This is a genomic window from Dietzia sp. oral taxon 368 (genome assembly GCF_002999155.1).
GTDB lineage: Bacteria > Actinomycetota > Actinomycetes > Mycobacteriales > Mycobacteriaceae > Dietzia > Dietzia cinnamea.
Genome location: NZ_CP027238.1, coordinates 1,000,975 through 1,016,988 on the forward strand (window position 1 = coordinate 1,000,975; position 16,014 = coordinate 1,016,988).

Below are 16,014 nucleotides of genomic sequence, written 5' to 3' on the forward strand. Positions count from 1 at the left end.
GCGTGCCGAAGCGTCGCCGGTCGGTCAGATCGAGCTGCCCAGCGCCGACTGCGCGAGCGCGAGCGGGTCGATCGGCCACCACTGGCCGTAGTCCAGCGCGTAGACGCGGTTGAGGTCGGACACCACACCGCCGACGGTGACCTGCTGCGCCACGGGCAGCTGGTGGATCGTCGCGGCCGGGTTGAGCCGCCCACCGGAACCCCAGTCGTGCTGCCAGAAGTACTGCCCGAGGCCGATCTGCCGGCACCAGTCGATCGTCGGCGCGTTGGCGTACACGCCGAGCTTCATGCCCGAGCCGTGCAGGTGGGCGCGCCAGCGCTCGAGGTACGGGCGGATCTGGTTGTCGAACTGCCAGCGGGTGGGGTTGTCGTCGATCGCCACGTACATCGGCACGCCCGACGGCCCGCCGGCCTCCCGGTGGATGCGGATGCCGATGGGCGCGTGGTGATCGCCGGCGCCGGCGCCGCCCTTCCAGTCCGCGGTCTCGGCGCGACCGTACTGGTAGCAGGAGACCATGTTCAGTCCGTGGGCACGAAAGTCGTCGACCTCGCGGCGCAGGAGCGGCTTGCCGGACATCCACTCGGCGCCGGGGCGGCGGTTAGAGCAGTAGCGCACGGCACCCATGTGGCCGGCCGCGCGGACCGACGCCGCCGACGGCGGGCCGGAGGCGTAGTCGAGCAGCGTGCCGACCGGGACCCCGGCTCCCGCGCCCGGCAGGGCACCGATCTCGGCGGGGATGGAGGACTGAGCGCCCACCGCGGGGGTCAGGCCCGCGGCGATGGCGCCGGCCCCGGCCGCGCTGAGGCCTGCGCGACGGAGGAAGGATCGGCGGTCGAACGTCATGGAGGTACTCCGGGATCTCGAACGGTGAGGGAGGCGTGTGGCCTGTGGGACTCACGCACCCCGACGAGTGTGTCACAAAGAGATCGCGGACGATATCCCCGCGTTACCACAGGAGAGCACCACCGCAGGGCAGGCGCGGCTGGTTGACTGATCTTCATGACACGATCCCGCAGATGGTCCGCCGTCGACATCCCCGACCAGACCGGGCGGACGTTCGTGGTGACCGGCGCCAACGGGGGCATCGGGCTGGCCACGACGGCCGCGCTCACGGCGCGGGGGGCCCGGGTCGTGATGGCCTGCCGGAACCTGGAGAAGGCAGAGGCGGCGCGCGCGACCCTTCCTGAGGCTTCGCGCGAGCGAGCGCGTGTGTGCCGGCTGGACATGGCCGATCTGGACTCGGTCGACGAGTTCGTCGCCGCCATGCGGGCGGAGGCCTCGGCGCCCGACGCGGCACGGTCCGGTGGCGGCCGGGTCGACGTCCTCATCAACAACGCCGGCGTGATGAACATCCCGCACGCCCGCACGGCGCAGGGCCACGAGATGCAGTTCGGGGTCAACGTCCTCGGCCACCACGCGCTCACCCTGGGCCTCGAGCCGATCCTGACGGACCGCGTGGTCTGGCTGGGCTCCCTCGCGCATCTGATGGGGCGGGTCGACACCGACGACCTCGGCATGGACGTCCGCGGCTACCGGCCGATGGCCGCGTACGCGAACTCCAAGCTGGCGTGCATCATGCTGGCCTACGAGTGGCAGCGGCACTTCGAGCGGGCCGGCGGCGGCCTCCGCTCGGTCGCCGCGCATCCCGGCTACACCGCGACCGAACTCATCCGGCAGAGCGGCAACCCTGTCGCCGACCGGTTCTTCGCACTCGGCAACTCCCTCACCTGGGCGGGCCTGTCACCGGAGACGGGCGCGCTGTCCGTGCTCTACGCCGCGACGGTGCCCGACGTGCCGGGCGGGGCGTTCGTCGGACCGGACCGCCTCGGTGGTCTGCGGGGGCACCCGCACCTCACCCGGTCGAGCCGCCGTTCGCACGACCGTGCCACCGCCGCCGCGTTGTGGCGGCGGTGCACGGAGGCCGCGGCGTTCCGCTAGGAGCGTGGGTCAGTAACACGCCAGTTCAGGTCCGCTGATGGGGCGGGTTCGGCGGGATAATTGTCGTCATGGGCGAGGAAGGGTTGTTCGCCGCCGAGGAGTTCCGCGTCGAGCGGGCTGACCGGCAGGGCGAGGTCGAGCCGGTGGGCGCAGGCAAGACATTTCGGGCGTTCGACCCGGGCCAGGGGTTGTTGCTGCCGCCGTCGCTGGATGACTGGCTTCCGGCCGATCATCTGGCACGGTTCGTGGCGGATCTGGTCGATGAGCACCTGGATTTATCGCGGATCTACGTCTCCTACCAGGAGGGGCGCGGGGCCCCGCCGTACGATCCGCGGTTGATGGTGCGGTTGCTGATCTTCGGCTACACCACGGGGGTGCGCTCCTCCCGCGGGATCGAGAAGGCCTGCACCGACATCGTCGCTTTCCGGTGGTTGGCGGCCGGGGCGGCCCCGGACTACCGCGCGATCGCCAGGTTTCGCAAGAGGCACCTGGCCGCGCTGGGCAACCTGTTCTTGCAGGCGTTGGCGTTGTGCCAGGCCGCCGGGATGGTCACGCTTGGACAGGTCGCGCTGGATGGGACGAAGCTGCGGGCGAACGCCTCCAAACGCAAGGCCATGTCGTACGCGCGGCTGACGGACAAGGAGAAGGTACTGGCCCAGGAGGTCTCCGATCTGCTGGCCGCCGCCGAGGCCATCGACAAGGCCGAGGACGCCAAGTTCGGCAAGAACCGGCGCGGGGACGAGCTGCCCGATGAGCTGGCCCGCCGAGAGTCTCGCCTGGTCAAGCTGCGCCAGGCCAAAGCTGCTCTGGAAGCCGACGCCGCCGCCGATGCGGCGGAGAAGGCTGAGGCTAAGGCCCGCGGTAAGGGCGAAGACGAAGACACCGTCGCGCAGAAGGCCGCTGAGGCCGCCGAGCGCGCCACGCCCAGGCCGAAGGCCCAGCGCAACTTCACCGACCCGGAGTCGAAGATCATGCTCACCGGGGACGGGTCGTTCGCTCAGTGCTACAACGGCCAGGCCGTGGTCGATGCCGCCCATCAGATCATCGTGGCGGCCGAGGTCAACGACTGTGCCGCCGACGTCGGCAACCTCATCCCCATGACCGAGCAGGCCATCAGCAACACGGGGCAGGCCCCGAAGCAGATGCTCGCCGATGCCGGGTACTGCTCAGCCGCGAACCTCGCCGCCTCCGCCGAGGTCACCGGCGAGCAGGGCACCGAGTTCTTCATCGCCACCGGACGACAGCGCAGCGGGGAACCGGCGCCGATCGCCCCCCGGGGACCGATCCCGGCCAGCGCCACGGACAAGCAGCGCATGGCCCGCAAGCTCGCCACGAAGAAAGGCCGAGCGGTCTACGCCCGGCGCAAAGCGATCGTCGAACCGGTCTTCGGACAGATGAGCACCCTGCAGAACGGCAAGCAACTCCTGATTCGCGGTCTGGACGCCGCCCGCGGTGAATGGCTACTGCTCGCTGCCTGCCACAACCTGCGAAAGCTCCACGGTCATATCGGCGCCACCGGGCTCGGCGGCCTCCAGATCGCCTGAACTGGCAGGCCCGGGCGACCTACAGGCTGACCCGCGGACTGAACGCCATCACCGCGGCTTCGCAAACCGAATACCTGGCCGCCAGTGACGCCGGCCCGAGCGCAACGCTCTCACGCACTCCGCCGTACTCTCGGCGCGCTTCGAGCCATTACTGACCCATGCTCCTAGGAGCGACCCGTCAGGCCAGCCCGGCGGCGGCCAGCCCGTCGCGCAGCTTGGCCTGATGCTCGGGCGGCCCCTGGAGCAGCGGCATGCGCAGGCGGTCCGAGCCGATGAGACCGGCCATCTTCAGCGCGGCCTTGACCTGGATGGCGCCCTGCGAGGTGTGCATGATGGCGTCCACGGCCGGGATGAGGCGCGTGTGGATCTCGCGGGCCCGCGGCAGGTCGCCCGCGTCCACGGCGTCGATCATCGCCCGGTAGTCGTCGCCGGCGACGTGGCCGACCACCGAGACGATCCCCGTGGCGCCGAGGGCCAGGAACGCCAGGTTGAGCACGTCGTCACCCGAGTACCAGAGCAGGTCGGTCTCGGCCATGAGGCGGCTGGCCTCGAACAGGTCCCCCTTGGCGTCCTTGACCGCCCGCACGTGGGGGATCTCCGCGAGCCGACGGATGGTGTCGGTGGCCAGCGCGGTGCCGGTGCGCCCCGGGATGTCGTACGCCATCACCGGCCGGTCGGCGGCCTCGGCGATCATCCGGAAGTGCTCGACGATCCCGTGCTGTGTGGGCTTGTTGTAGTACGGGGTCACCACGAGCAGGCTGTCCGCACCCCTCGCCACCATCTCGCGGGCCGCTCGCATGGAGTGCTCGGTGTCGTTGGTGCCGCATCCGGCCATGACCTGCACGCGGTCGCCGACGGCCTCGACGACCGCGGCGACGCTGTCGTAGTCCTCGTCGTCCGTAGTGGTGGCCGACTCGCCGGTCGTGCCGTTGACCAGCAGACCGTCGTGGCCGTGGTCGGCGAGATGGACCGCGAGTCGCTGCAGCGCGTCGAAGTCGATCGAGCCGTCGTCGTGCATGGGGGTCACCATCGCGGTGATGACCCGACCGAAGGGATTGTCCGACATGGGCACCAGACTAAGGCACACCTGTGACGCCGCGAGAGCCCGACGGGCCGTGGCGGACACGGCTAGGGTCGACACCACAGACCGAGGCACCACACAGCACGACCCACCGACGACCCCCGGAGGCGACCGTGACCGACTCGACCCGACCCGAGAACGACGCCCGCGTGCCCGACGAGTCGCCGGAGGAGCTCGGCAACACCGTCGACGGCTCCGGCGCCGGTGACGGGAGCACCACCCGAGGCACCGACGAGGAGGGTCGCGCCCCGGCGTCCCGGCCCTCGACCGCCGGCGACACCGGGCACGCCGCCGGCGACGCGGCCACCGGCGCGTCCGGTGAGAGCTCAGCCGACCGGGCCGAGCAGTCGAAGGTGTACCGGACCCCCGAGCAGCCGGACCACGCCGTCGGCGGCTCCGACGGCACGGCCGACGGTCAGTAGCCCGGTCGACCGGTGACCGTCGCACTCCTCCTCACGCTGGCGCTGGTCCTGCTCATCGCAGCGAACGCGCTGTTCGTCGGGGTCGAGTTCGGGTTCCTCACCGTCAACCGGGACGACGTCCGCGCCGCCGGCTCGGAGGGCGATCGCGTCGCCGCGGCCCTGGACTCCTCGCTCTCGAAGACCTCGACGAACCTGTCGGGGGCCCAGCTCGGCATCACGGTCAGCAGCCTCGTGGCGGGATACCTCACGGGCCCCTCCGTCGGGGAACTGCTCACCGGCGCGTTGGGCCTGTCCGGAATGCCGGAGGCCGCCGCCCGCGGTATCGCGATGACGGCGGCCTTCGTCGTCGTCACCTTCCTCCAGATGGTCTTCGGCGAGCTCGTCCCCAAGAACTGGGCCATCGCCGCACCCATGCAGGTGGCGAGGCTGGTCGTGCATCCGCAGCGCACGTTCATGACCGTGTTCGGTTGGCTGGTCACCGCCCTCAACGCCTCGGCCAACCAGGTGCTGCGCCTGCTCGGGTTCACCCCGACGGAGGAACCGGGTGACGCCCGCTCCCCCGAGGAGCTGCGGGCGTCGGCGGCGCGGTCGGGACGCGAGGGCGTGATGGACCCGCACACCGCCGAGCTCGTGACCCGGTCGATCTCGTTCGGCGAGCACCGGGCGGCCGACGCGATGGTGCCCAGGCCGCTCGTGACGTTTCTTCGCGACCACACTGCGCAGGACCTGCTGGACACCGTCGCCGCGACCGGCCGGTCCCGCTTCCCCGTCCTCGGCGGCACCGTCGACGAGGTGGTGGGCGTCGTCCACTACCGCCAGGCGCTGGCCGTGGACCCCGATGAGCGGGACCGCACTCCGGTGCGCGACATCGCCGCCGAGCCGACCGTGGTCTCGGAGATGATGACCCTCGATCCCCTGATGCGGCTGCTACGGCAGACCGATCTGCAGATGGCGGTGGTCGTGGACGAGTTCGGCGGTACCGCGGGGATCGTCACGCTCGAGGACCTGGTGGAGGAGATCGTCGGCGAGATCGACGACGAGCAGGACCGCGCGTCCCGCACGCACGAGCGGATCGACGACGACACGGTCCTGGTCGGCGGGATGATGCGGCCCGACGAACTGGGCGCGATCCTGCGGCTGGAGATCCCCCCGGCGGGCGCCGCGTCGACCCTGTCCGGGGTGCTGTCAAAATCGGCGGACCGCCTCCCCGAGGTCGGAGACGAGGTGGAGCTGGAGGCCCACGACCACGAGCACCGCGACCGCGACGACCTCCCCACCCGGGCCCGTGTGCGGCTGCGGGTCGAGACGGTGAGCGACTACCGGGCCGAGCGGGTCCGGGCGACGGTCCTGCGCGGCGAGCCGGACGACTCCGGCGACGCGGGGACGGAGGAGTCCGATGAGTGACGGCGTCGCGATCCTAGTGCTCGCCGCCCTCCTGCTGGGCAACGGCTTCTTCGTGGCCGCCGAGTTCGCGATGGTCTCCGCGCGCCGCGACCACCTCGAGCCCCGCGCGGCCCGGGGCAGCACCCGCGCCCGGTGGTCACTGCGTGCCATGGAGAACGTGTCGCTCTCGCTGGCCGCCACGCAGCTCGGGATCACCGCGTGTTCCCTCCTCATCGGCGCTGTCGGCGAGCCCGCCATCGCGCACCTCATCGAGAGGCCGCTGGAGTGGCTGGGGGTGTCGACCGGGTTCGCGCACCCCATCGCGCTGGTGATCGCCCTGCTCATCGTCACGTTCCTGCACATGGTGCTCGGCGAGATGGTGCCCAAGAACATGGCGATCGCACGGCCCGCCGCCGCCGCGCTGCTGTTGGGTCCGGTCCTGCGGGTGTTCGTCCTGGTGTTCCTGCCCGCCATCTGGCTGATGAACAAGACCGCCGACCTCGTCGTGCGCCACGTCCTACGCGTCGAGCCGAAGTCCGAGGTGGACACCACGGTCACGGTGGACCAGATGCGCGGGATGGTCGCGGCGGCCGGCGAATCGGGCCTGCTGGACGAGGACGAGACCACCCTCCTCGCGGGCGCGCTGGGGTTCGATCACATCACCGCGGCGGATGTGCTCCGACCGCTCGATGAGGTCGACGCGGTGGACGCGGACCTCACGACCGGCGAGATACAACAGCTGTGCGTCCGCACCGGGCATTCTCGGTTCCCCGTGCTCCGCGACGGCCGGTACGTGGGGTAAGTCCACGTCAAGGACGTCCTGGCCGACGACCCGTCCCGCCCGTTGCGCCCCGAGCGGATCCGCCGGCTCGGCTCGGTGTCGCCCGACACGCCACTGGACGACGTGCTGGCCACCATGCAGCGGGCCCGGGCCCACCTGGGGGGCGTCGACCGCGATGACGCCGCGGACGACACCTCCGCAGCCGGCCCGTCGGGTCTCGTGGTTCTGGAGGACGTGCTCGCCCGACTCGTCGGCGAGGTCCGTGATGCCACCCCGGAGGCCGAAACGGGCGCACCTCAGGGGTCGACCGGCGCCTAGCGGACCTTGTCCGGGTTCGTGTCGAGTACGCGGCCGAGCGTGTTGTCCACGAGGAGCTGCGTCACCCCGGCGTAGGTGGCCACACTCACTCGAACCGTGGCGATCAGCGCGTTCTGCAACATCCTCTACCCTCCGTCGATAAATGTGACTCCTGTCACGGTACCTGCGAGCATGGTCGCCCGCGGGTACTTCCACCCAGAAACCTGGACGCCCGTTCTGATGTGCGACTCCGAACGCTAACCATCCCCCTACTCGGATGCCACCGGATCCCGCCCGTCAGCCGGCGGGGTAGCGCCGAACGGTCGAATCCGATCACGTTTGCGCCGGTCGCGACCCCGTCGGCCCTGCGCTTGTGACCACTCGGCGCAGATCGGGGCGACCCCCGGCCCGGGGGTGCGGGCGACCCCGGTGCGGGTGCGGGCGACCCCGGTGCGGGCGACCCCCGGCCCCGGTGCGGGTGCGGGCGACCCCGATGCGGCGCGGGCCATCCCCGGCGCGGCGCGGCCACCCCGCCGCTATAGTTGATGCGTCACCGGAGCCGGCGGCGCTCGCACAGGGCCCGCCATGTCCCGAGGAGGTCACCGTGCCCGCGCTCGTCCCCGGCGTCGAGATCCACCGCTCCCGTGCGCGGTCCCGCGACCGGGGCGGCTGGCTGGACTCGCAGCACTCGTTCTCCTTCGGCCGCTACCAGGACCCGATGAACACGCACTTCGGGCGACTGCTGGTCAACAACGACGACCACATCGCGCCCGGCACCGGCTTCGACACCCACGGGCACCGCGACATGGAGATCGTCACGTGGGTCCTGTCCGGCTCGCTGGTCCACCAGGACTCAGAGGGCCACAGCGGCGTCATCTACCCGGGGCTCGCCCAGCGGATGAGCGCGGGCTCGGGGATCCTGCACTCCGAACGCAACGACGGCTGGCGCGACGGCTCGCTCCGTGCCGACACCCCCGCCGAACCGGTCCACCTCGTCCAGATGTGGGTCGTGCCGGACACGACCGGTGAGCAACCCGGCTACGAACAAATGGAGATCGATCCGCGCGAGCTCGAGAACCACCTCGTCGTCGTCGCCGGGGGCCTACCCACCCACGAGGACCGCGCCGCCATCCGGATCCGCAACCGCACGTCCGCGCTCCACGCCGCCCGGCTCACACCCGGACGCACCGTCGAGCTCCCCGACGCGCCCTTCCTCCACCTCTACGTCCCACTCGGGTCGGTCACCCTGGAAGGCGAGGGCGCCCTGGACACCGGCGACGCCGCGCGCCTCACCGCCACGGGCGGGCGACGCGTCACCGCCGGCGCGCAGGGCGCCGAGATCCTCGTCTGGGAGATGCACGCGGGCATGACCATGCTCGACGTGCGCGGACACTAGCCCTCCCCGCTGGCCGAGCCCTTCCCGCTGGCCTAGCCCTCCTCGGTGGCGGCCGACGGCGCCCCGTCATCCTGCTCGGAGTCCGGGATGTGATGCAGCGGGTGGACAGGTTCGGGCGACGGCGAGTGCTCGTTCCGCTCGAGCGCCTCCGGCGAGTACGCACGGCGCCACTGGCGGGTCACCGTGGGCGGCCGCTCGCCGAGATCGTTGCTGATACCCCGCACGAGGCTGTACATCATCACGAAGCCCACCACGAAGAACGGCAGACCGACGACCGTGATGACCTCCTGAAGGGCGGTCAGACCGCCCTCGCCGGTACCCGCCAGGATCGTGGCACCGACCGCGCCCATGAGCACGCCCCAGATCACGCGCTGATGGGTGGGCGAGACCTGGACGTCGTCGTCCTTCCCGGACGCGATCATGTCCACGACCATCGCCGCGGAATCCACGGACGTGGTGAAGAAGATGACGACGAGGACGACCGCGAGACCGGACAGGAACGTCGCGAGCGGGTAGTTCGACAGGAACGCGAAGAGCGCACCCGGGATGTCACCCTCGTCGACCACCGCCTCGGTCAGCCCGCCCGAGCCGAACAACTCGACATGGAACGAGGCCATACCGAAGATCCCGAACCACAGGACCGAGAAGCCCACCGGCAGGCCGAGGACGCCGAAGACGAACTGACGGATGGTGCGGCCGCGGCTGATCCGGGCGATGAAGATGCCCACGAACGGCGACCACGTAATGGTCCACGCCCAGTAGAAGACGGTCCACGTGTTCTGCCACGATTCCAGGTCGTCACTGGCGGGGAAGACGTTGTTCCACAGGGCCAGCTCCGGCAGCGTGGCGAGATAGACGCCCAGCGACTCGACCGTGCCCTTGAGCAGGAACAGGGTCGGGCCCGTGACGAGGATGAACAGCAGCAGGGCGATCGCCATGGCGATGTTGAGGTTGGACAGCCGCTTGATGCCCTTCTCCAGCCCCAGGGCCACGGAGATGCAGGCCACGGACGTGACGACCGCGATGATGAGCACCTGGACGACCGGCGACATCGCGATGCCGAAGAGTTCCGCCAGGCCCGCGTTGATCTGCAGGGTACCGAGGCCGACCGAGGTGGCCACGCCGAAGACGGTACCCACGAGCGCCACGACGTCGATTGTCTTGCCGATGGGACCGAAGACCTTGTCCCCGAGGATCGGGGCGAAGATCGAGCTGACGCGCGGCGGCATCTTGCGCTTGTAGATGAAGTAGGCGAACGCGAGGGCCGGCAGGGCGAAGATCGTCCACGTGTGCAGACCGAAGTGGTACAGCGTGAACGCCATCGCCTCCTGCGCGGCGTCCGTGCTGCCCGGTTCCACGTTCCCCCGCGGCGGCGTGGCGAAATGAGAGATGGGCTCCGCGACGCCCCAGAACATGAGGATCGTGCCGATGCCCGCGGCGAAGAGCATGCCGAACCACGCCGCGGTGGAGTGCTCCGGGTCCTCGTCGTCGCCGCCCAGACGGACGTGTCCGAACCGGCTGATGGCTATCCAGATGAGAAAGGCCAGGAACGACGTGACCCCGAATACGTAGAACCACCCGAGGTTGGTCATGATCCAACCCGACGCGGTGCCGAAGACCTCGCCCACCCACTCGCCGGCGAAGAAAGTGATGACGACGAAGGCGAGGATCACCCCGACAGTCGAGAAGAACACCCCCGGATCGGTCTTGAGCCTCAGTGCTCGCAGTATCCGTTCGGACATGATCTCTCCCGTCGTCTCGGCCCCCTCAGAGCACCGCTGCCGGATCGAGTAGCTCAGTCAGAGTTCATAGGTCAGATGCGAAGTTGTGTACCACGAAAACTTTGCCGTTGCCGGAGTAGGCGATGCCCATGCCCGCCGAGCGGTAGCCCGGGTCGAGGAGATTCTCGTTGTGGCCGGGCGAGTTCTTCCACAGGTCGACCAGGCAGATCGCCCCACAATGGGTGCCCGCGGCGACAATGTTCTCCCCGTGACCCCGGTTGATCAATGCTGTGTTGTGAATCACCTCATCCCGGGCGGCGAGGCGATCCGCCCACGCCTGGGCCTCGCGGTCAAGGTCGGCGTTGGGCGCAAGGGCTCCGCGGCCGTGGGCGATGCGGTAGGCGTCGATCTCGCGAATGATCCCCTCGCGCAACCCCCCGGTGACCCCGAAGGCGGCGACATCCCCGTACGCCATCTCGCTGGAACCGACCGCCGCCCACGCCTCCGGCGGCAGGGCGGCGCGCACCTGCGAGACGATCCCCTCCACCTGCGGCGCGAGGTGCGCCGGGATCAGGTGCTGGGGGATGAAGGAAGGCAGGGTCTGGGCGGAAGCCGTGGCCGCCCCGCCGCCCACGAGGGTGGCGGCGGTGACGGCGATCGTCGCGAGTGACGCGGTGAGCCTTGTGCGCATGATGGTGATAATGCCGTTTCGGTGCGCCTGACGCGAACCGTTTGATCGATCAGGTAACGAACCGGACTCGGCACCGCGTTACCGCTGTGACCAGTGATTATCAGTGTTGCTTGTGTGGCGAGAGTGGTTACTCCGTCCGGACGGGCGGCCAACTTCGGCGGCCGCGCCGAGTGGGTCCCGGGAGCGGCTAGTGGGCATCTCCGTTAGTTCGTCGGGGGTCGGTGATCCAGGCGGTGGGGTCGCCGAGATAGAGGCCGCAGGCGGTGTCGAGGGCTTCTGCGGGAGTGCCTGAGGGCCATCCGTTTGGCAGGGCGGCTTGCTGGTAGTCGTCGTGGCTGGCGCGGTAGATCGCAAAACCCCACTGGCTGGCTGATCCGGCGTAGCGCAGTCGGCAGAGCTTGACTTCGTCCCCGTCGGTCAAGGTGGCATCGATGTAGGCGAATCCGGCCCGGTAGCGGGTGTGCAGGGCCTGGATCTGGGGCCACCGTTCGGCAGCGCGGGCCAGGAGTTTCTGTCGCAGTGAGGTCTGTGTCGAGTCGGGGATCTTGGCCATGGTCTCCATCATCGCCGCCGCCGTTTCTCGCCCTCGACTTTCGGCTTGTTCCGGCGTGGCGGCTTGGCGGGCGCCGCTGGGTGCGTCAGAAATGAACATGCCTCCCACCAGCGCCGTTATCGTCATCCTGTCCGGCAAAGAACGCGACGTGCTGACCCGCCGCGCGCACGCTGCTCGTTGTGCGCACCGCGATGTACTGCGAGCCCGGATCGTCCTGGCGGCCGCTGCCGGTGATGCCAACGCTGCGATCGCCCGCGAGGTCGGGGTGTGCGAAGACACGGTGCGCCAGTGGCGGCATCGGTTCTGCACCGAGCGCCTGGAGGGTCTCAAAGATCGGCCCCGCTCGGGACGACCGCGAGTGTTCACCCCCGTCGAGGTCGCCCAGGTCAAAGCGTTGGCGTGTACGCGCCCGGCTGACCACGGTCTGCCACTGACCAGATGGTCGGCCGCCGAGTTGAGAGCCCACGCCGTGGCCACAGGGCTGGTGCGCCCCGTGGCGTCGGCGACGATCGGGCGCTGGCTGGCCGCAGATGCGATCAAGCCGTGGCAGCACCGGTCGTGGATTTTTCCCCGCGACCCCGACTTCGCCGTCAAGGCCGCCCGGGTGCTGGACCTGTACCACCGGCGCTGGAACGGCGTTGCTCTCGGCGACGATGAGTACGTCATCAGTGCGGACGAAAAATCACAGCTCCAAGCCCTCAAACGCCGTCACGCCGAGACTCCCGCCAGGCCCGGTCAGCCGCGGCGCGTGGAGTTCGAGTACCGCCGCGGTGGGACGTTGGCCTACTTCGCCGCCTACGACGTCCACCAGGCCCGCGTGATGGGGATGACCGCACCCAAGACAGGGATCGCCCCGTTCACCGAACTGGTCGAGCAGGTGATGACCCAAGAGCCATACGCATCCGCGAAGCGAGTGTTCTGGGTCGTCGACAACGGCTCATCCCACGCAGGTCAGGCCTCGAAAGACCGGATGCGTCATGCGTTTCCCAACGCGGTCCTGGTGCACCTTCCGGTGCACGCCTCGTGGCTCAACCAGGTCGAAATCTACTTCTCGATCCTGCAGCGCAAAGCCATCGCCACCGGCGACTTCGCAGACCTCGACGATCTCGCCGCACGCATCCTCGCGTTCCAGGATCGCTACAACCGAAGCGCCGAACCGTTCGGCTGGAAGTACACCCGCGACGACCTCAACCGCCACCTCGACCGCCTCAACAACGACGGCACCCTCCGCGCAGCATGACCCCCGACGAACTAACGGAGATGCCCACTAGTCGAGCCTCTCGCGGACCAGCTGGAGGAACTCGGCCCCGTAGTCGAGATGCTTCTGCAGATCGCGGTAGCGCGCCTCCGCCTCGCCGTGAATCTCCTCGACGGTCGCCCGCGCCGCGCGCCTCTCCTCCGACCCCGACCCCCCCGCCTGCGGGCGCCGGCCCGCGGCGAGCACGTCCGTGGCCTGCAGGAACTGCTTCATGCGCTCCAGGGAGAAGCCGAGGGGCTTCATCCGACGCACCAGCAGGAGCCGTTCGACGTCGTCATCGGTGTAGAGCCGGAACCCGCCCGCGGTGTGACCGGAGGGGACGACCAGGCCGAGCTCGTCGTAGTGACGCAGAGTCCGGATCGACAGACCGGTGGCCTCGGCGACCTCGCCGATCTTCCGCACCGCGTCCTCCGACATGATCCTCCTTGTGGGCTTGCTCACAGCGGTCGCCGGAGATTCGCCGCATCATCAAACCTACCGTTACGGTAGCTTCAGAATCTCCCGCTACGGGAGAGTGTGTCATGCCCCTGCTCGGTGAGGACAATCCCCATGTCGGCTCCCGCCACCACTCCTGGGGCGCCCTCCCCGGCGCCTGCCGGCGACGATGACGGTCTGGCGCCGGTCGGCGTCCTGGCCTCGTTCCGGTACGCCTTCTCGTCCGTGCGGCGGTTGCGGACCGAGGTCCTGGCCGGCCTGGTCGTCGCCCTCGCACTGATCCCCGAGGCGATCTCCTTCTCGATCCTCGCCGGCGTCGATCCTCGCGTCGGGCTGTTCGCCTCGTTCACCATGGCCGTGACGATCGCCTTCACCGGCGGGCGCCCCGCGATGATCTCGGCGGCGACCGGCGCGATCGCCCTCGTCGTGGCCCCGGTCGCCCGCGACCACGGGATGGACTACCTCGTGGCCACCGTGCTCCTCGCCGGGTTCATCCAGGTGGTACTCAGCCTGATCGGGGTGGGCAAGCTCATGCGCTTCATCCCTCGCAGCGTGATGATCGGTTTCGTCAACGCGCTCGCGATCCTGATCTTCGCCGCCCAGATCCCCCATCTGCTGGGCGTTCCGTGGCTTGTCTACCCGATGGTCGCGGCCGGTATCGCGATCATGGTGTTCTTCCCGCGGTTGACCACCGCGGTGCCGGCCCCGCTGATCGCCATCATCGCGATCACCGCCGTCGTCCTGCTCTTCGGATGGTCGATGCCGAACGTCGGGGACCAGGGCGAGCTTCCCTCATCCCTGCCCGCGCTGTTCTTCCCCGACATCCCGTGGACACTCGAGACGCTACAGATCATCGCCCCCTACGCCCTGGCCACCGCCCTCGTCGGCCTCATGGAATCCCTCATGACGGCCAAGCTGGTCGACGACATCACCGAGGTGCGCACCGACAAGACCCGAGAGGGCTGGGGCCAGGGCGTCGCGAATCTCGTCACCGGGTTCTTCGGCGGCATGGGCGGCTGCGCGATGATCGGCCAGACGATGATCAACGTCAAGCAGTCCGGCGCCCGCACCCGGCTGTCGACACTCCTGGCAGGCGTCTTCCTGCTCATCCTCGTGGTGGCGCTGGGCGACATCGTCGGGCTCATCCCCATGGCCGCCCTCGTCGCCGTGATGATCATGGTGTCGGTGGCCACCCTGGACTGGCATTCGATCCACCCGCGCACCCTGCGCCTGATGCCGCTGAGCGAGACGGTCGTCATGGTCGTCACCGTGGTCGCCACGGTAATCACCGAGAACCTCGCCATCGGCGTCGTTCTCGGTGTCCTCACCGCGATGGTGATGTTCGCCCGGCGCGTGGCCCACATGACGACCCTCGAAAAGATCTCCGAGCGCGACGTCGACGACGACGGCACCATCGACGTCCGCACATACCGGGTGCGCGGCGAGCTGTTCTGGGCGTCCAGCAACGACCTCGTGTACCAGTTCGACTACTCGGGCGACCCCCGGCACGTCGTGATCGACCTGACCGAGGCCGACATCTGGGACGCCTCCACCGTCGCGACCCTGGACGCGATCACCCACAAGTACGCGGCCAAGGGCAAGACCGTGGAGATCATCGGGCTGGACGGCTCCAGTCGGCAGCGACTGGAGAGGCTGTCCGGCAATCTCGGCGAAGGGCACTGAGGGACAGCGCCGGGCGCCGGGCCCCTCAGCCGATCGGCGCCGGCGCCTGGAACTCGGCCTCGAACTTCTCGTAGGAGAACGTGCCGAGCGCGCGGGCCCGGTCCAGTCCCAGCTCGCGGACGGCCTCGACGAACCGGGCCACGTCGCCGCCGGCGTCGTCGGCTCCGGGCGCGATCGTCACGCGGGCCCCGCTGAGCGGCCGCATCCGCCCGCCGGTCGCCGTGGCCTGGGCCCGGACGAGGACGGGCGCACCGTCGAGGACCTGCACGCAGTTCATGGCGAGCGACTGACGGCCGGGGATCGGCAGGCCCACGCGCGTGTCGAGCCGGAGGTCGACGCCTCCCGCTCCGGCCGAGCCCACGGCGCCCAGACGCGCGTCGTCGAGGGCGCCTCCGGCCGTGCCGACCATGTCGCCCTTCCACTTGGGGAAGCCCCACAGCTCGTTGCCCGCCGCCAGGGTGAAGTCCTGGTCGACCGGCAGCTCGTGGATGTGCACCAGCGTCCCCGCGCCGGGCACGGTGAGCTGGAACGCCAGGCCGATCTCGTGATAAGCGCCCAGGACGTTGCCCGGCACGTCGTGGTAGCGGACATGGATCATGATCGCCGGGGTGCGCCCGCCGGGCAGCGAGACGGGCTCGGCGCCCGCGGCCTCGATCACGGCGGACTGCCGCCCGCCGGCGATGAGCCTGCGCACGACGGCGGACCGCGCGAGGAAGGCCGCGCCCGAGACCGAGGCGGACACGACGGGAACCGGGAAGGTGATCTCGCGTCCGGCGACGACGCGCGATGTGGGAGAGGTCATGGGCCGACGGTAGCGGTCCCCGCGCCCGG

17 protein-coding genes are annotated in these 16,014 nt (G+C 69.8%); 9 read left to right on the forward strand and 8 right to left on the reverse strand.

All coding sequences use genetic code 11. The features are described 5' to 3' along the window. Window positions 1-24: 24 nt before the first annotated feature. Entirely contained in the window at window positions 25-843 is an 819-nt protein-coding gene (locus tag C3V38_RS04765; RefSeq protein WP_061229259.1) for a DUF1906 domain-containing protein, read from the reverse strand. 156 nt (window positions 844-999) lie between these two features. Here C3V38_RS04765 and C3V38_RS04770 point away from each other — a divergent pair, with 156 nt between their 5' ends. Further along, window positions 1,000-1,938 carry an SDR family NAD(P)-dependent oxidoreductase gene (locus C3V38_RS04770; RefSeq protein WP_061229260.1) on the forward strand — a complete coding sequence of 313 codons (939 nt, stop codon included), beginning with the start codon at window positions 1,000-1,002 and terminating at the stop codon, window positions 1,936-1,938. A gap of 68 nt (window positions 1,939-2,006) precedes the next feature. Continuing rightward, window positions 2,007-3,482 carry an IS1182 family transposase gene (locus tag C3V38_RS04775; protein ID WP_061917889.1) on the forward strand — a complete coding sequence of 492 codons (1,476 nt, stop codon included), beginning with the start codon at window positions 2,007-2,009 and terminating at the stop codon, window positions 3,480-3,482. Between the two features lie 178 nt (window positions 3,483-3,660). Here the strand turns inward: C3V38_RS04775 and dapA are convergent, their stop codons facing one another. After that, a complete protein-coding gene (gene dapA, locus C3V38_RS04780) occupies window positions 3,661-4,548 on the reverse strand; it encodes a 4-hydroxy-tetrahydrodipicolinate synthase (RefSeq protein WP_061229261.1) in 888 nt (295 codons plus the stop codon). A gap of 128 nt (window positions 4,549-4,676) precedes the next feature. Here dapA and C3V38_RS04785 point away from each other — a divergent pair, with 128 nt between their 5' ends. The 4 genes from C3V38_RS04785 (at window position 4,677) to C3V38_RS17935 (ending at window position 7,467) form a co-directional block, all read left to right on the forward strand. Continuing rightward, window positions 4,677-4,985: a hypothetical protein gene (locus C3V38_RS04785; protein WP_061229262.1), complete on the forward strand. Its 309-nt coding sequence runs from the start codon at window positions 4,677-4,679 to the stop codon at window positions 4,983-4,985. Between the two features lie 12 nt (window positions 4,986-4,997). Next, a complete protein-coding gene (locus C3V38_RS04790; RefSeq protein WP_061229263.1) occupies window positions 4,998-6,389 on the forward strand; it encodes a hemolysin family protein in 1,392 nt (463 codons plus the stop codon). Next, window positions 6,382-7,170, forward strand: a complete 789-nt coding sequence (locus tag C3V38_RS04795; RefSeq protein WP_244881703.1) for a hemolysin family protein — start codon at window positions 6,382-6,384, stop codon at window positions 7,168-7,170. The genes C3V38_RS04790 and C3V38_RS04795 overlap by 8 nt, the downstream gene beginning before the upstream one ends. A gap of 75 nt (window positions 7,171-7,245) precedes the next feature. Continuing rightward, complete coding sequence (locus C3V38_RS17935; protein ID WP_254426082.1) at window positions 7,246-7,467, forward strand: hypothetical protein; 222 nt, start codon at window positions 7,246-7,248, stop codon at window positions 7,465-7,467. Here the strand turns inward: C3V38_RS17935 and C3V38_RS18180 are convergent. Next, a complete protein-coding gene (locus tag C3V38_RS18180) occupies window positions 7,464-7,589 on the reverse strand; it encodes a hypothetical protein (RefSeq protein WP_256386791.1) in 126 nt (41 codons plus the stop codon). The two genes, C3V38_RS17935 and C3V38_RS18180, sit on opposite strands and share 4 nt — an antisense overlap. A 461-nt stretch (window positions 7,590-8,050) precedes the next feature. On the opposite strand from C3V38_RS18180, the gene C3V38_RS04800 reads away from it, so the two are divergent. Continuing rightward, window positions 8,051-8,842 (forward strand): pirin family protein, encoded by a 792-nt coding sequence (locus C3V38_RS04800; protein ID WP_061229264.1) that lies wholly within the window; start codon window positions 8,051-8,053, stop codon window positions 8,840-8,842. A gap of 32 nt (window positions 8,843-8,874) precedes the next feature. Here C3V38_RS04800 and C3V38_RS04805 read toward each other — a convergent pair whose 3' ends face one another. The 3 genes from C3V38_RS04805 to C3V38_RS04815 form a co-directional block, all read right to left on the reverse strand. Then, a complete protein-coding gene (locus C3V38_RS04805; RefSeq protein WP_061229265.1) occupies window positions 8,875-10,584 on the reverse strand; it encodes a BCCT family transporter in 1,710 nt (569 codons plus the stop codon). Between the two features lie 64 nt (window positions 10,585-10,648). Beyond that, window positions 10,649-11,254 (reverse strand): CAP domain-containing protein, encoded by a 606-nt coding sequence (locus tag C3V38_RS04810; RefSeq protein ID WP_106385181.1) that lies wholly within the window; start codon window positions 11,252-11,254, stop codon window positions 10,649-10,651. A 187-nt stretch (window positions 11,255-11,441) separates the two neighbouring features. Continuing rightward, complete coding sequence (locus C3V38_RS04815; protein WP_254425955.1) at window positions 11,442-11,906, reverse strand: hypothetical protein; 465 nt, start codon at window positions 11,904-11,906, stop codon at window positions 11,442-11,444. Between C3V38_RS04815 and C3V38_RS04820 the strand changes: the two genes are divergently transcribed. Further along, complete coding sequence (locus C3V38_RS04820) at window positions 11,905-13,047, forward strand: IS630 family transposase (protein ID WP_061917901.1); 1,143 nt, start codon at window positions 11,905-11,907, stop codon at window positions 13,045-13,047. The genes C3V38_RS04815 and C3V38_RS04820 overlap by 2 nt on opposite strands. Before the next feature lie 27 nt (window positions 13,048-13,074). Here the strand turns inward: C3V38_RS04820 and C3V38_RS04825 are convergent, their stop codons facing one another. Further along, on the reverse strand, window positions 13,075-13,482 hold the full coding sequence (locus C3V38_RS04825; protein ID WP_061229267.1) for a MerR family transcriptional regulator: 408 nt from the start codon (window positions 13,480-13,482) through the stop codon (window positions 13,075-13,077). 132 nt (window positions 13,483-13,614) lie between these two features. On the opposite strand from C3V38_RS04825, the gene C3V38_RS04830 reads away from it, so the two are divergent. After that, a complete protein-coding gene (locus C3V38_RS04830; RefSeq protein WP_061229268.1) occupies window positions 13,615-15,183 on the forward strand; it encodes a SulP family inorganic anion transporter in 1,569 nt (522 codons plus the stop codon). 25 nt (window positions 15,184-15,208) lie between these two features. Here C3V38_RS04830 and C3V38_RS04835 read toward each other — a convergent pair whose 3' ends face one another. Then, window positions 15,209-15,985: an acetoacetate decarboxylase family protein gene (locus C3V38_RS04835; RefSeq protein ID WP_061229269.1), complete on the reverse strand. Its 777-nt coding sequence runs from the start codon at window positions 15,983-15,985 to the stop codon at window positions 15,209-15,211. Window positions 15,986-16,014: the final 29 nt, after the last annotated feature.